General features: G+C 68.9%; 8 protein-coding genes. 7 read left to right on the forward strand and 1 reads right to left on the reverse strand.

The features are described from left to right. The first annotated feature begins 290 nt into the window (after positions 1–290). The gene (locus ABTX18_RS34170) at positions 291–2,765 is read left to right on the forward strand and encodes a glycoside hydrolase family 3 protein (protein WP_352126692.1); all 2,475 of its coding nucleotides are present in this window, start codon (positions 291–293) and stop codon (positions 2,763–2,765) included. Between the two features lie 484 nt (positions 2,766–3,249). Here ABTX18_RS34170 and ABTX18_RS34175 read toward each other — a convergent pair whose 3' ends face one another. Continuing rightward, on the reverse strand, positions 3,250–5,325 hold the full coding sequence (locus ABTX18_RS34175; protein ID WP_352126693.1) for a WD40 repeat domain-containing protein: 2,076 nt from the start codon (positions 5,323–5,325) through the stop codon (positions 3,250–3,252). Positions 5,326–5,816: 491 nt separating this feature from the next. On the opposite strand from ABTX18_RS34175, the gene ABTX18_RS34180 reads away from it, so the two are divergent. The 6 genes from ABTX18_RS34180 (at position 5,817) to ABTX18_RS34205 (ending at position 15,104) form a co-directional block, all read left to right on the forward strand. After that, a complete protein-coding gene (locus tag ABTX18_RS34180; RefSeq protein WP_352126694.1) occupies positions 5,817–7,151 on the forward strand; it encodes a hypothetical protein in 1,335 nt (444 codons plus the stop codon). A gap of 118 nt (positions 7,152–7,269) precedes the next feature. After that, positions 7,270–9,102, forward strand: a complete 1,833-nt coding sequence (locus ABTX18_RS34185) for a phage tail sheath family protein (RefSeq protein WP_352126695.1) — start codon at positions 7,270–7,272, stop codon at positions 9,100–9,102. A 10-nt stretch (positions 9,103–9,112) separates the two neighbouring features. After that, entirely contained in the window at positions 9,113–11,542 is a 2,430-nt protein-coding gene (locus ABTX18_RS34190; protein ID WP_352126696.1) for a phage tail sheath family protein, read from the forward strand. A gap of 16 nt (positions 11,543–11,558) precedes the next feature. Then, a complete protein-coding gene (locus ABTX18_RS34195) occupies positions 11,559–12,020 on the forward strand; it encodes a phage tail protein (RefSeq protein WP_352126697.1) in 462 nt (153 codons plus the stop codon). 3 nt (positions 12,021–12,023) lie between these two features. Continuing rightward, on the forward strand, positions 12,024–12,845 hold the full coding sequence (locus ABTX18_RS34200; RefSeq protein WP_352126698.1) for a T4 family baseplate hub assembly chaperone: 822 nt from the start codon (positions 12,024–12,026) through the stop codon (positions 12,843–12,845). Positions 12,846–13,058: 213 nt separating this feature from the next. Next, positions 13,059–15,104: a phage tail tape measure protein gene (locus ABTX18_RS34205; RefSeq protein WP_352126699.1), complete on the forward strand. Its 2,046-nt coding sequence runs from the start codon at positions 13,059–13,061 to the stop codon at positions 15,102–15,104. The last annotated feature ends 5 nt before the right edge of the window (positions 15,105–15,109 follow it).

Here is a 15,109-nt window from a genome sequence, read left to right on the forward strand (position 1 = left end):
GCAACGGAATATGTATCAGGGGTGGCCCGATTGCCGGCCTGAAGGAAAGTGCCAGGCTGTGGCCATTCGCTCTGCCGGGTGCTGAAGATCCAGAAGGTGTTCTCTGGCGGCACCGATATCAAGGGCGCCCCTGTCGCCCTGAATGAGGTATCTCGAGAGGGTCGGGCCGCGAGCGCCGACTCTGCCCGATGTATCCCCTGAGTTACCCCACCCCAGCAATGCGCGGCGACAGCTGCGAGCGTCGCACAGCGCTGTTCTGTCCTGCCCTGATTCCTCATGGAGGAGCCGCCATGAATCGTCGTACGTTTCTCTCCGCCGCCGTCCTGACCGCTCTGGCTTCCGGCATCGCGCCGGCCGCTTCCGCGTCCCGTCGCACCGCGGATACAGCCCCCGCCAGCAGGGCCGTCGCCCTGCTGGCGAGGATGACCCCCGCACAGAAGGAGGCCCTCGTCCGCTGCGACTTCGCGGCCCTGAGCTCTCTCGGAATCCCGGCCCTGACCATGGTGGACGCCTCGGCAGGACTGCGTGGGGAGACCGGCGTCACCGCCTTCCCCGTCCCCCTGGCCCAGGCCGCGACATTCGATGCCGACCTCGCCGGCCGGCTCGGCACGGCACTGGGCACCGAAGGACGGGCCAAGGGTTACAACAACCTTCTCGGCCCTACCGTCGACACCGCCCGCACCTGGCACTTCGGCCGACAGGCCGAGGGCATGGGCGAGGACCCTCTCCTGGCTGGGACCCTGGGCGCAGCGCTCACCCGAGGCATACAGGAACAACAGGTTGTCGCCACCGTCAAGCACTTCAGTGCGTACACCCAGGAAGTCAACCGCTTCTTCGTCGACGCGCAGCTCTCCGACCGGGCCCTGCACGAGATCTACCACGCCGCTTTCGAGCGCATCGTCGCCAACGTGCCCGTCACCTCGGTGATGATGGCCTACCCCAAGATCAACGGTACGTTCGCCACGCAGAGCCCCGCGCTGTTCAACGACCTCAAGAAGACCATCGGTCTGGAGGGCTACACCGTCCCCGACTTCTGGGCCGGCGATGATCCTGTGGGAGCCGTCAAGGCAGGCATGGACCTCGGCGGTCTCGGCCCCGGTGGTGTGAAGATACCTCTCGGCGACCTCCTCGATGGCGGCGTCCCCACGGCCCGCCTGGACGACGCAGCCCTGCGCATCCTCAACACCATGTACGCCAACGGCCTGTTCGACCACCCCGTGCCGGCGCCCGCCGCAGACGTCAGCACCCAGGCCCATAAGGACCTCGCTCATGCCCTCGCGGTCAACTCCGCGGTCCTGCTCACCAACCGCGGCCAAGCCCTCCCGCTGACCTCCACCATCAAGTCGCTCGCGGTCATCGGCCCTGCGGGCGACACCGCCTTGACAGGAGTCTCCGGCTCCAGCTACGTCACCCCTGGTGCCTGGATCACCCCGCTGGCGGCCATCAAGGACCGCGCCGGCGCCGGGATCACCGTCACCCACCGCGAGGGATCCGTCGGTGACATCCCCCTCACCGCCGTTCCTGCGACGGTGCTGCGCACGGCCTCTGGTGCGGCAGGGCTCACCGGTAGCTTCTACGCCGCAGCCGAACCATCCGGTACTCCCGTCGCCACACAGGTCAGTGCCGGTGTCGATTTCACCAGTGCGCCCGTGGCCGGTCTGCCCGCCGTGTGGTCGGCCCGCTGGAGTGGCACCCTCACGCCGACCACCACCGGCCTGCACCGTTTCTCGCTGCTGCCCTCAGGTACCACCAAGCTCGTCATCAACGGCAAGACGGTCATCTCCGGCACCCGGCACAGCCGCCGGTTCTTCCTCGGGCCGTACGACTACCCGCTCCAGGGCACCATCGATCTCACCGCCGGGAAGGCGGTGAGTGTCAGCATCGATTACAGCAACAGCACCGCCGACACCGGCACCTGCGGTCTCACCCTCGGCTGGCAGCCGAAGTCCCTCATACCCGACGCGGTAGCCGCAGCACGGGCCGGCGACGCCGCGGTCGTCATCGTGAACCGGGTCGCGGGCGAGGACATGGACCACGGTGTCCTCGACCTGCCGGGCGACCAGAACAAGCTCATCGCCGACGTCGCAGCAGCCAACCCCCGCACCATCGTCGTCCTGAACACCGACGGCCCCGTCGCCATGCCGTGGATCAACGATGTCGAAGCGGTAGTCCAGCTCTGGTATGCGGGACGCGCCACCGGAACGGCCCTGGCCGCCATCCTCTTCGGTGACGCCGACCCTTCGGGCCGTCTTCCGGTCACGTTCCCCGTCACGGTGTCCCAGGGGCCCGGGGCGACACCGGCCACCTACCCGGGCAATGGCCCCACCGTCTCCCACAGCGAAGGCCACCTGGTCGGCTACCGCTACTACGACGCGAAGAACCAGAGCCCCCTGTTCCCCTTCGGCCATGGCCTCTCCTACACCACCTTCAACCTGGGCTCCCTGGAAACGTCCTACAACACAGTGACCAAGACGCTTACTGCCGCCGTCACCCTCACCAACTCCGGCTCCCGCCAAGGTACCGAAGTCGTGCAGCTTTACGCGGGGCTGCCTGCCGGCGCCCAGGCCGAGCCACGGCGACTGATCGGCTTCCACAAGGTCACGCTCGCTTCCGGTGCCGGCACTCGGATCACCTTCAGCGTTTCTGCCCGCGATCTATCGGTGTGGACTGACGGCGCCTGGAAACTCACCCCCGGCTCCTACACAGTCCACGCCGGCCGGTCCTCGCGAAGCCTGGCTGTACAGCGGGTTGTCACCATCAGCTGAGGCCCCTTGAGCTCGTCGGATTCCACGTGCGTCGCATTTCGGGCGGGCCTCGGTCTGCTGCCGGTTGTGGTCGACAGCAGACCGAAGCCCTGAGCCTGACGACCGGAGGGGCAGTGCGACGTGGACCGGCGTCCCCGGCAGCGCGGTCGACATTGGAGTCGGAGCCGACGGCGCCGTTGGCATGTGAGCTCTGCAGGCGGGATTTACCGCTGCACCGGGGACCAGGGCTCTGAGAAACTCCGGCAGAGCAGTCACGGGCCGCTCTGCGTGGCCGTCCGGCTCAGCTTCCGTGGCCGGGCACGTCGTGAGTGACCGGACGGCCGGCGAAGTAGAGAACTGGGGGCGGGCGGCTCAGTACGGACCGCCCGACGGGGGAGCAGGGACGGCAGGCGCGAGGTACGGGTGATTGCGACCGGCGGAAGAAGTGCCCGCCGCCTCACAGCCTTCTGCAACACGCGTGAGCGCCGTTCCTCATCGCCCAATGTCAGGTCAGCGCGGTCAGCACTCGGGCCGCGCCGTCCTCGCAGCCGGTGGCGATCCACCTGCCGTCGGGACTGAAAGCCACGGCGAGCACAGGACCGCCATGGGACTGACGCAGAGCCTCAGAGCCCGTGGCCGCGTGGAACACCCGGGCCGACCGGTCGACGCCGGCGGTCGCGAGCCACGTTCCGTCCGGGCTGAAAGCGACGGCTCGAACCGGCCCGTCGTGCGCCAGCCGGAACCGCTCGGCGCCGCCTGTCGTGGCGAACACGCGGGCCGTCCCGTCGTTACAGGCGGTCGCCAGCCACGCTCCGTCCGGACTCAACGCCACGGCGAGCACCGCGTCGTCATGGCGCAGCCGCATGAGTTCGGCACCGGTCCGCGCGTCGAACACCCGGGCCGACTTGTCGGCGCTGGCGGTCACCAGCATCCCTCCGTCGCGGCTGAACACCACCGACCGCACTGCGCCCTCGTGGACCAGCTCGGCGTTCCTGGCCCCAGTCTGGGCGTTGTAGACACGAGCGGTACCGTCCGCGGCGGCCGTCGCCAATCGCTGACCGTCCCTGCTGTACGCCACCGCCTCGACCTCGGCGTTGTGCACCAGCTTGAAGCGTTGCGCGCCGGTCGCCGCATCGAAGAGACGTGCCGTCCCGTCAGCACTGCCAGTGGCGAGGAAGAGCCCGTCCTCGCTGAACGCCAGTGCCCCCACCGGCCCGTCGTGCGGCAGCTGTTGGGGGTTGGCGCCCGTTTCGGCGTCGCACAGCCGCACCACGCCGTCGCTGCCCGCGCCGGCCACCCGGTGCAGTTGCGAGTCGTAGGCGACGGCCTGTACGGGGCCGCCGTGCGTCTGGCCGACCAACTGCGTACCACTACCGGCATCGAAAACCCGGGCCGTACCGTCGGAGCAGGCGGTAGCCACCCGCGTACCGTTCTGGCTGAAGACCACCACATTCACGGCACCGCCATGGGTCAGCCGACTGTGCTCCTGGTCGGTGTCGGGGTCGAACACGCGGTCCGCCTGATCGTGCATGGCGGCGACCGACGTGCCGTCCGGCAGATACGCGGCATGCGAGCAGTCGCCGAGTCGCGCCAGCTTGGCGCCGGTCTCGGCATCGAAGACGAACCCCCCGCCCTCCTGCTCAGGGGGAGCGCCGGCCACCACCCCCACCGAATCCGTGGCCACCCTTCGCCCGTTAGGGCTGAAGGTCAGGCTGAACACGGAGAAGCCATGCACGACCCGGCACTTCTCCTCGCCGTTCGCCACGTCGAAGACCCGGACCACGAAGTCCCGGCTGCCCGTTGCCACGCGTCTGCCGTCCCGGCTGAAAGCGATCGCGTCCACCTGGCTTTCCATGGTCGAGGGCTGGATGAGCTGTGCTCGCACGGCGCCGGTGTTCGCGTCAAGGACTGTCGCGCTGCCGTCACCGCAAGCGGTGGCGAGCAAGTGCCCGTCGGCGCTCCACGCGACCTGGTTGACGAAGCCACTCTGCGCAACGTGCATCAACACCTCGCTCGTGCGGGAGTCGACCACCGTCACACCGCCCGTCTGCACCTCGAACGCGGGACTGGTACCGCTGCCGATCGCCACCCTCGTATCAGGGCTCCACGCCAGTGTGCGCATCGGTTCGAACGACGGATCGTCGGCGGCGATCCTGCAGCGCACGGCCCCGGACGCCGCGTCGAACACCCAGACCTTCTCGTCGTACTCCATGCCCAGGAGCAGGCTGTCGGGACTCCATACGACGGTGACATCGCCGACCGTCACCGTGCTGCTCATGTCCTCGGTGATGATGCTGCAGCGCTCGGCGCCCGTTGCGGCGTCGAAGACAACTGCCGTCTTGTTCCCCAGCCCGACGGCCACCCACCGCCCGTCCGGGCTGAACGCGAGGTCGTTCACGAACGACGAGTGGGTGAACCGGCAGCGCTCGGTGGCCGTCCGCGCCGCGAAGACGCGAATGGTCGAGTCCTCCTGGCTGCTCGCGGCCCAGAACCGCATATCGGGGCTGCGCACCACCCCCCGGGGGGTGAAGCCCTCCACTCTCATGGGGTTCACCGATACCACTCGGGCCATCCGTGTCATGGTTCGCTCCTGCGCTCAGGGCCGCCGCCGGTGCTGACTGACCGGGGTTGCAAGAAACTTCTCGGCGTTCGTGAGGCAGAACCGCGAGGAGAGATCGCGCACGCACGTGCCCCAGGTCTACGGGAATCCGAAACCGATGCCATGTGGCATGACCGGAGTGGACGAAACGCAAACGGGCGTCGCCGTCCGAGCCCCGCCGCCCGTCGAGCTCGCCGGGCGCCCAGGTCTCTTACGCTGCAACGCCTCTCCGCGCTCCGACCTCGAGGCGCCTCACCGCACCGGGCTTCGCCTGCACACCCCGGGAGGGTGACTGCGGTGCTCCATGTGGAACAGGGGCCGCTTGAAGTCCGCGGCGTCGGTAAGACATGAGCCTTGAGTTCGACTCGCCGGTAGAACGGACCAGGGAGGTACGCGGTGGCACGGATCTGCAAGCCCCTCTCTCTCCGCACCTCGGGCAGGCCACTCGGGGCCCTCTGCGGACAGAGCGCCGCATGACGACTCTGGTGGTGCACGACACGACGGAGGCGTGGACCTCCGCACACCCCGCGCTGGAAGTGACTACCGGAAGTCGGACCGTCCTCGGCCGGGACGCGACGGTCAATCTGCTGCGATACGAAGGCAGCCCGGGCAGCGGACCGCCGGACCGACCGGGAGATGGACCGCCGGACCGACCGGGAGATGGACCGCAGGACCGGCCCGAAGGCGGTGCGGCGGCCGAATTCGTCCCCCCGCAGCCGCTCGACCTCACCGCGTGGGAAGAGCTCCGGATGTGGATCCGGGCCACCGTTCCCGCTGACGGAACCCCGGCACGACCCTTCTATCTGGCGCTCTCCTACGAGGACGCACACGACACCGCGGAGGAGCAGCATCGCTGGTTCGTTCCCGTGAACGAGCCGCAGGGGTGGGAGCAGCGCGTCATCTGCATCGGAGCCGACCGTAGAGGGGCGATCGCGCGGTTCCGGCTGGAGGCGGTCGGTGCCGCTGCGTTCACGGTCGAGCTGTTCCGGCTCGTAGCGGTCCGGGAGGAGATGCTCCGGGACATCGAGGACGCGTTGGCGGACGCGCTGTCGGGGGTGCGTCTGCCCGGGGCCACCGAGGTACCGATCCGGACGACGGTGAACCCCGCCGCGACCACGGTGGTCATTGACCTTGCGCTTGGCGTCGCCGTCGGCAACCGTATCCTCCTGCGGGGCGCCGGCCCGCTGAGTGACGAGGTGCACGACGTGGTCCAGGTGGACCACGAGCCGGCGACAGGCCGGACAGTGCTGGCCTTCGCCGCGGATTCGCCGGTCCTCGGCACCTTCACCGCGGGTACGTCCTCCGTGTCCGTGCTGGTGCCGGTGTCGGTGGAGGGCGCCGCGGTGCCCGGTCAGGAGGCGAGCGCCCGGATCGTGCTCCGCGCGCTGGACGTCCTGGAGGTACCCGAGCGCAGTGGCGGTGTCGCTCAGCGGGACAGTTTCCGGCGCCGGGGACAGCTCACGACCTGCGCCGTCCGGCCGCCTGCCCGAGCCTACGCTGTCTCCTACCGGGTTACGCCGTTCGGTGCGGACCGTGCACAGCAGCTCGCGATCCACACGGACTTGCTGGCCCGACTCGGCCCCGACCGAGCCCTGTGGATCAACGACGCACCCGCCCCAGTCCAGTTGCTCGCCCCTTCCCTCTTGGAGGACGGCGGCCCTCAGCCGCCGTCGCCGCTGTCTGTCCTCGTCGCCTCCCGTCTCCAGACGGGCTCGCGCGAGGAAGTGCCGTGGGCGAGCGGTCCGGACGTCCGGGTCGGCCGCCCGGACACAGCCGGCAGCGACGAGGGGCAGGCGCCGAGGCGATGACCCATTCCGTGCTTCGGCTGACCTCCGGCGTGAAGGACCGACGGCGCTCTGCGCCGTGCACCACGCCCTCCATCCGTGTGGGCGGCGGCAGAGCGCGAAAGCGAGAGAGTGGTGCGGTATGCCCTCGAACGTAGGAGTCAACGTCGTCGAGGTCGATGGCACCGCGCAGCCGGCGGTCGCTGCAGCCGCGACCTCCGTCGCCGCCTTGGTCGGTTTGACCGAACGCGGCCCCGTGAATCGCCCGGTACGGCTTACCAGCCTGGCGCAGTTCCGCGACCGGTTCGGCGGACACCGGGCCGAAGGGACGCTCGCGCACGCGCTGGAGGGTTTCTTCGTGAACGGTGGGGCCACCGCGTACGTCAGCCGCGTGGCCGGAGCGGGGAGCGCCCCGGCGTCGCGCGTGCTCATGGACCGGCAGGCGACGCCGTCGACCGCCCTGCGGGTGACCGCCGGTTACCGCGGCGAAGACGACCCGGGGCCGTGGGGCCGGCGGATCCGAATCGACGTAGCGGACGATCCGCGCACCACCACACTGCTGGCCGCCGACACCTCGGCAAACGCCGTCCAGGCCCGGCTCGTGTCCCTGAGCGAGGTGCGGGTGGGCACGGTGCTGCTGTTCACCTCGAGCGGCACCAGGGAGTACCGGGAGGTGACAGCGATCGCCCCCGCGACCGGAACCGTCACCTGGTCGGACCCGGTGGCTGGGGCCATGACCGTCGCGCACACCACGGTGAGCACGCCCGAATTCGCCCTGACCATCCGCTGCCAAGCAGACATGCGCGGAGAGTCCGCCGTGGTGGAGACCTGGCGCAGGCTCAGCATGGATCCGGACTCGGCCGACTACGCGATCACCCGGCTCAACCACCCCCTCACGGGTTCGCGCTACGCCATGCTGACGGATGTGGCGGCGGCGAGCACGCCGAGCGGTGTACGCACTCCTGCCCCGGTCACCGGCTGGGATCTGCGCGAGGGCCAGGAGAACGAGGCCATCGCCACTGACTACGTCGGCGACGCCGCCACGCACACCGGACTGCACGCGCTGGACGCCACGGACGTGCAACTGCTCGCGGTGCCCGATGTCCACACCCTTGACGACGACGCCCGCACGAGTGTGGTCCGCGCTGCTCTGGACTACTGCGCCCAGCGCGGCGACCTGTGTTTCCTCGGCTCGGCCCCCGGCCGGAAACTGCGCGGCGGAGCCACCGCGCCGCGCGCGCAGGCCGACTACGCGGACCTGGAGAGCGACTACCTCGAGAACGTTGTCTCCTACGCCGAGCCGTTCCAGGGAGCCAAGGTGTACGGCGCGCTGTACGCGCCATGGATCCAGATCGTCGATCCGACGGGGACGGGCCCGGCGCCCACCCGGTTCATTCCGCCGGACGGTCACGTGATGGGCGTGTTCGCCAGAACCGACGCGGAACAAGGCGTCTGGAAGGCTCCTGCCGGGTTGCAGGCCCAGCTGCGGGGCGCGCTCGACGTCGCCGCGCGGTTCACCGACGTACAGCACACCCATCTCGTGCGCGACGGTCATGTCAATGGCATCCGGCCGGTCCGCGGGGCAGGCATCGTGGTGGCCGCGTCCCGGACTCTCTCGACTGACACCCGCTGGTGGTTCGTCAACGTCCGGCTGCTGTTCAACTACGTCAAGGTGTCGCTGCGCGACTCCGTGCGCTTCGTGCGGCAGGAGCCGCACACCGAGCAGTTGCGCCGCTCGGTCAGGCTGAACGTGGTGACCCCGTTCCTGACCGGGCTCTGGCGGAAGGGAGCCTTCGGGTCAGGTCCGCCGGAGCAGGTCTTCAGCGTCAAGTGCGACGCGGAGAACAACCCCGCATCCGAGGTGGATCAGGGCAACTTCTGTCTGGAGGTCTACTTCTACCCGGTCAGGCCGGCCGAGACCGTCACCATCGTCGTCGGTCAGCAGTCCAGCGGCGGCTCGGCCGCCGAGGTGTGAGGAAACAGCGATGGCTTTGAACATCGGAGTGAACGTTCGCGAAGTCGACGGGCGCGCGGCGCCGACCGTCGTCGCCGCGCCCGTCTCGGTGACCGGCTTCCTGCTGCGTGCCGAACGGGGGATCCCCCATACCCCTGTCGCGCTGCGGGGGCTCAACGACTTCGCCGCGTACCTCGGCAGCCATCTGCCCGGAGTCCACGGCTCGCACGCCGTCCGGGGATTCTTCGACAACGGAGGCACGGAGGCCTACGCCGTACGGGTGGTGGACCCGCGCACCAGCATTGTGGCGCAGGTGGAGCTGCCCGATCACAAGGGCGTCCCCTCTCTGAAGGTCGGCGCCGGAAGCCGCGGCCGCGACGACCCGGGCGCCTGGGGCAACTCCCTCTCGGTGCGGGTCGCCGCTCACCCTCGGGCGACCGTCGCCGTCCCCGCCCAGCTGCTCGGGAGGCAGCAAGAACCCTTCGCTCTGCAGGACGGACACACCCTCGTGGTCACCGTCGACGATGCGGACACCACGGTCACCTTCCGCCCCGACGACTTCGGGGCGCCCGGGATCGGTGCGGCGTCGGCTGCCGACGTGGCCGCTGCGGTGGCCCGTCAGACGACCGCCTTCCGGGCGGTCCCGATGCCCGACGGCGGTCTGCTGCTGGTCGCCTCGGCCCCTGGCCCGTCCTCCCGGCTGAGAGTCGCTGGTTCGGCCGCAGAACGGCTGGGCTTCAGGCCGCCCGCCCCCCACGCCGATCACGACGGCGATGCCGATGCCGATGCCGATGCTGAGGCCGGCAGCAATGACAGCGCCGGATCACTGCCGCAGAACAGCTCCCTGGCGGCTCTGGAGGCCGTCGGCGGGCTGGCTGTCGGCTCGGCGGTCATCATCGAGAGCCGGGGCCTGGTGGTGGCACCGTCGGCGATGGCGTCGGCCATCGCCGAGGGGGCGGCTGTAAGGGTCACCGTCGACGGCGCTGCCGTACCGGTCGATGTGACCTTCCAGAAGACGGACTTCGCAGGTCAACTGGACGTTATCTCGCCCCGGGACGTGGTGGCGGCGGTCAACCGGCAGGCGCGCGGTTTCACTGCCTGGCTGGCCCAGGACAGGCTGGTTCTGGTGTCCGACCGTTACGGTGCGGGCTCCGCGATCGCGGTCGCCGCAGGGGCGACGGACGCGACCGCCGCACTGGGGCTCACCGACGCCGTGCCGGTGGCCGGAGCCGCGGAGCGGAAGACGGTCGCCCGCGTGTCGGAAACCGGAAGGTACGTGATCTGGAACAGCAGTCTGTCGGTCCAGGTGCCCACGAACGTGGCGCGGGTCCGCTCCGCCGAGTTCGACCTGGTGGTCAGCCGCGACGGAAGGGAGGTCGAGCGTTTCGAGGCCCTGTCCATGCAGAGCGGCCTTGACTGGTTCGTCGGCACGGTGGTCAACGACCAGCAGTCGGGCTCCCGTTTCATCACTGTCACCGATCAGGACAGCGCTTCCGGCCCGGTCGACGATGTGCCGGCCGACGGGACGTACGTCCTCGGCAGCACCACCCCGGGCACGGACGGCGACCCCCCGAGCGATCTCGACTTCATCGGCGACCCGGCCGCCCGCACCGGTCTGTTCGCCTTCGACACCGTGGCCATCCAGTTGCTGGCCTGTCCCGACTCGGCCTCGGCAGGGGTGGTGAACGCCTGCCTCGGCTACGTTGAGCGGCGGGGAGATGCCATGTTCGTCGGCGCGCCGCCGTCCGGCATGGACCTGGAAGCCATCAAGAATTACGCCTCGGCCTTCCGCAGCCGCAAGTCCTACGGCGCGCTGTACGCGCCGTGGATCCACATCGTCAACCCGCTCGACCTGACGGGGGCGGATCCCCGGCTGCTCGTTCCTCCCGTCGGGCATGTGCTCGGCACGTACGCCCGTATCGCTGAGGCGCGAGGGGTGTGGAAGGCCCCGGCCGGGGACGAGGCGCTGCTCGCCTCCGCGCTGGCGGTGGAGTTCGCCATGACCGACGCCGACCACACCGATCTGGTGAAGGAGGGCGGAGTCAACGGCGTCCGGGCGGTGGCCGGGGCTGGGGTGATCATCGATGCCTCACGGACCCTCAGCACCGACCCCAGGTGGTTCTACGTCAACGTCCGGCGATTGTTCAACCATGTGAAGTCCTCGTTGCGGGAGGGGCTGCGCTGGGTGCCGCAGGAACCGCATTCGGAGGAGCTGCGGCGGCGCGTGAAATTCAACGTGGTGACGCCGTTCCTGCTCGGCCTGTGGCGGCAGGGCGCGTTCGGATCGGACCCGGCCGAGGCCTCGTTCACGGTGAAATGCGACGCCGAAAATAATCCGCCGGAGGACGTGAACGTGGGCAATTTCAAAGTGGAGGTCCTCTTCTACCCGGCGAGACCCACCGAGACGATCCTGATCGTCGTCGGCCAGCAGGACAGCGGCGCCGCCGCGGCGGAGGCATGAGGGAAGTGAATCGGACATGGCAGAGCTGACGTTCCACGAGTCCTACCGGACACATGGGTTCGCGCTGGAGATCGAAGGGGTCGGTTGCCCCGTAACGAAGGTGACCGGTCTCAGCGAAGGGACCTCGGAGACCATCGAACAGCCTGACGGTGGCTCCCCGGTCGTACGGAAGATCGCCGCCGGAGTGGTCAAGTTCGAGACCTTGGTGATCGAGCGCAACATGGACGGCAGTCCGTTCGACAAGGTGTTCCGAGACTGGTTCCGCGACATGTTTGCCCTCAACGGTGTCAGCGGTGGGTCCTCGGTCCGGCGCAACGGCGCGGTTCTGAAGCTGGAGAACGGACAAGAAGTCCTCCGTTTCGCCTTCTACGAGGGCTGGGTCAAGTCCTCCAAGTTCGCCGACCTGGAGGCGGGTTCGACCAACCTGTTCAAGCAGACGGTGGAAATCGAGCACAACGGTCTGGAAAGGGTGTCCTGAGACATGACCGCAGAACTGACCGCAGAGACGACCGCGGACATGACCACCGAGGCGGCGCGACCACGCAGCCGGGAATTCGAGTTCGAGCTGCCCGTCGGTTTTGAGGATTCGAACAGTCAGATCCACCGGACGGCCGTACTGAGGAAGATGACGGGACGCGACGAAGCCATCATGGCCGAGAAGCGCCATCGCACCAACGGCGCCCGGATGATCTCGGAGCTGCTCGGCAGCTGCCTGGTCCGTCTCGGCACCATCGAGAACCCGGGCACCCGCGCCGCCCAGCAGCTGTACTCGGCCGACCGCCACTTCCTGTTGGTCAAGTTGCGGGAGATCACCTTCGGCTCCGACATGCAGGCGACGTACTCCTGCCCCACCTGCCAACAGGCCACCGTCCTGACCGAGGACCTCGCCGACCTGGAGGTGGTGCGGCTGAGCTGCGGTGAGGTGCTGGAGGACATCGTCGTCCGTCTGGAGGACGGGTACGTCGACCGGTCGGGTGCACTCTTCGACGTCGTGGTCTTCCGGCACCCCACCGGCACCGACGAGGAGCGCATCGCCGCCGCGATCCGGGAAAACGCTTCGCACGGCAAGAACGCCCTGATGGCTCGCTGCCTCAAGTCGATGGGCGACATGCCCCTGCCCCGGCTGGAGGCACTGGGCAGCTCCGTCTTCAACGAACTGACGCTCTCCGACCGCCACCTCATCGACCAGGCCATGAATCGCGGCGGCCCGGGCATCAATCTGCGCCGCGCGGTCACCTGCGGTGGCTGTGGCCGTGACTACGCGGCGGCCATCGACATGTCAAATTTCTTGGCAGCTTCGTAGGAGAGGAGGACCGGCTGCGCCGGGAGGTCTTCGTTCTCGCTTACCACCTGCACTGGGGGCGGGACGACATCCTTGATCTCCCGACCGAGGAGCGGTGGCACTACCTGCGGCAACTCGTCGACCAGCTGGAGCGCGAACAGAGCGAGATCAGAAGAAGCACTCCGGGCTGAAGAGTCCCGAGACATCCATGGCGGGCCGGGAGGAGGTGAGGGTATGGACTTCGGCAGTCTGCTGTCCGCAATCGGGCAGCTGCAGGAACTGGTGCGCCAGCAGGGCGTGACCTCCGGTTCCATTCCGCATGTCCTCCTCCAGCTCCAGCAGTTCGTCCAGGCCAGCAGCGAAGGCCAGGTGGTCCAGCTGGAGCAGAAGCTCCGCCTCGTGATCACTGAGAACCAGGTCGGTGTCGCCGGGCAGATCGAGGAGAGTACCCGGGAGCTGCAACGCTCCGTGGATGTCGCGAACCACACACTGGCGCAGAACATCGAGGATAAGACCACCGCGGACGCGAACAGGATCATCAACGAGGAGCAGATCTACCGGGACGTGATCGTTAACGCGCTGGGACGGATTACGCCGGTGCAGACCGAGAACGTCGAACTGAGCCCGCGGGTCGTGGCGAAGATCGAGACACAGCTCGAAGGCATCTTCCGGCGCATGATCGAGGAACGGTTCCAGCCCGCGCTGCTCAAAGAGGGATTCGAGAGGCTGCGGTTCCAGGACACGATGGGCCATGCCTTCGAGCCCGCGATCGAGTTCCTTTTCGCCCCCGACGGTCCGATCGCCAAGGTCGCCCTGCGCGCGGCCGGCGGCAGCCCCGACTTCCACCCTGCCATGGAGGTGTTGTTCGGAGCGAGCGGCAAGATGGCCGACGTCGCGCACGAGGCCGCGCTCGGGGTCAATCTGGACAGCAGCGAGAAGACCTTCGAGAAGAAGCTGGAAGACAGTGTCGGTGCGGCGCTGGGCGAGGCGGGGGACAAGGCGTCCGCGAAGGCCGCGGAGTCGCTCGGGCAGAAGATCTCCTCCGGGGCGACCGCGCTCGGCACGCTCCTGACGTCGATCCCGCAGCTGTACGACTCGGTGACCAAGCTCGGCGAGGCCTGGGACAAACCCAACAAGTCGACGAAGGACTACCTGGACCTGTTGGGCGCTGCCGGCGCCGCGGTCTCCCAGGCCGGCCAGGTGCTCCAGGCGTTCTCCGGGATCACCCAGATCGCGACCGCCGCCCAGGCGGTCTTCAACGCGGTGATGGCACTCAACCCGGTGGTCCTGGTTGTCATCGCCGTCGTCGCCTTGATCGCCGTCGTCGCGCTGCTGATCATCTACTGGGACGAGGTCTCGGCCGCACTGCGGGACAACCCCTGGCTGGCCGTGATCGCGGTCATGCTCGGTGTCATCGGCATCATCATCGTCGTCATCGCCTACTGGGACGAGATCAAGCTCGCGGTCCTGATCGCCGCGAACTTCATCAGCATCCAGGTGCAGCTGATCGGGCAGGTCTTCGCCGGGCTGGGCGTGCTGGTCGGTCAGGTGTGGGCCTGGATCGTGGCCACGGCGCAGAACGCGGGCATCGGCGTCATCAACACCTTCATCGCGGCCGGCACAGCCGTGCAGAACTTCTTCGTCGGACTCATCAACAGCATCCTCGGCGTCTACAACCAACTGGCCGACAGTGCGGCCGGACAGCTCGCCGGGCTGACCCGCGCCGCTCTGATCCCTCCGGTTGACGTGCAGACCAGGCTGATCCCGCCGAAGGAGGTGCCGCAGATCAACGTCGCGGCGGCGTTCACGCCCAAGCCCGTGAAGGGTGGCCTGGAAGACCAGATCGCGGCGCAGGAGGAGGCGGTGGCCAAGGCCCAGCAGGCCGACGAGGAGCGCCGCGCCAAGGCGGCGGCCGGGCAACCGCCTGCCGCGCCCGCCCCCACCGCGGCCCCCACCGCAGGAGGTGCTCCGGCCGGGCTTCCCCCACTGCCTCCGGGCGTCGCCCCACCCGCCGCCGGCGGCCCGCCCGCCCCCGCCGGAGCCGGTGGTGGCCGGCCGCCGCTGCCCCCGGCCGTGACGGCGCCGACCGCCCCGGCGGCCGCGGACCAGTCCGTCCACGTGGAGGGCGGCATCACCGTGAACATCAACGCCGAACGGCTGGAGGCGGACTCGGCCCGGCTGCTGTCCGACGAGCTGATCCAACGGATCCAGGAGCGGCTCGGATCGCTTCGGTCCGAACAGGACTTCCGCACGGGCACTCGCGCCCCGGCGCCGGCTTGACGAGG

This window comes from Streptomyces sp. NPDC096323 (assembly GCF_040302845.1).
GTDB lineage: Bacteria > Actinomycetota > Actinomycetes > Streptomycetales > Streptomycetaceae > Streptomyces.

Bases quoted from the DNA above. Each gene is read 5' to 3' on its own strand.
- ABTX18_RS34170 (WP_352126692.1), top strand. From the start codon at position 291: ATGAATCGTCGTACGTTTCTCTCCGCCGCCGTCCTGACCGCTCTGGCT.
- ABTX18_RS34175 (WP_352126693.1), bottom strand. From the start codon at position 5,325: ATGACACGGATGGCCCGAGTGGTATCGGTGAACCCCATGAGAGTGGAG.
- ABTX18_RS34180 (WP_352126694.1), top strand. From the start codon at position 5,817: ATGACGACTCTGGTGGTGCACGACACGACGGAGGCGTGGACCTCCGCA.
- ABTX18_RS34185 (WP_352126695.1), top strand. From the start codon at position 7,270: ATGCCCTCGAACGTAGGAGTCAACGTCGTCGAGGTCGATGGCACCGCG.
- ABTX18_RS34190 (WP_352126696.1), top strand. From the start codon at position 9,113: ATGGCTTTGAACATCGGAGTGAACGTTCGCGAAGTCGACGGGCGCGCG.
- ABTX18_RS34195 (WP_352126697.1), top strand. From the start codon at position 11,559: ATGGCAGAGCTGACGTTCCACGAGTCCTACCGGACACATGGGTTCGCG.
- ABTX18_RS34200 (WP_352126698.1), top strand. From the start codon at position 12,024: ATGACCGCAGAACTGACCGCAGAGACGACCGCGGACATGACCACCGAG.
- ABTX18_RS34205 (WP_352126699.1), top strand. From the start codon at position 13,059: ATGGACTTCGGCAGTCTGCTGTCCGCAATCGGGCAGCTGCAGGAACTG.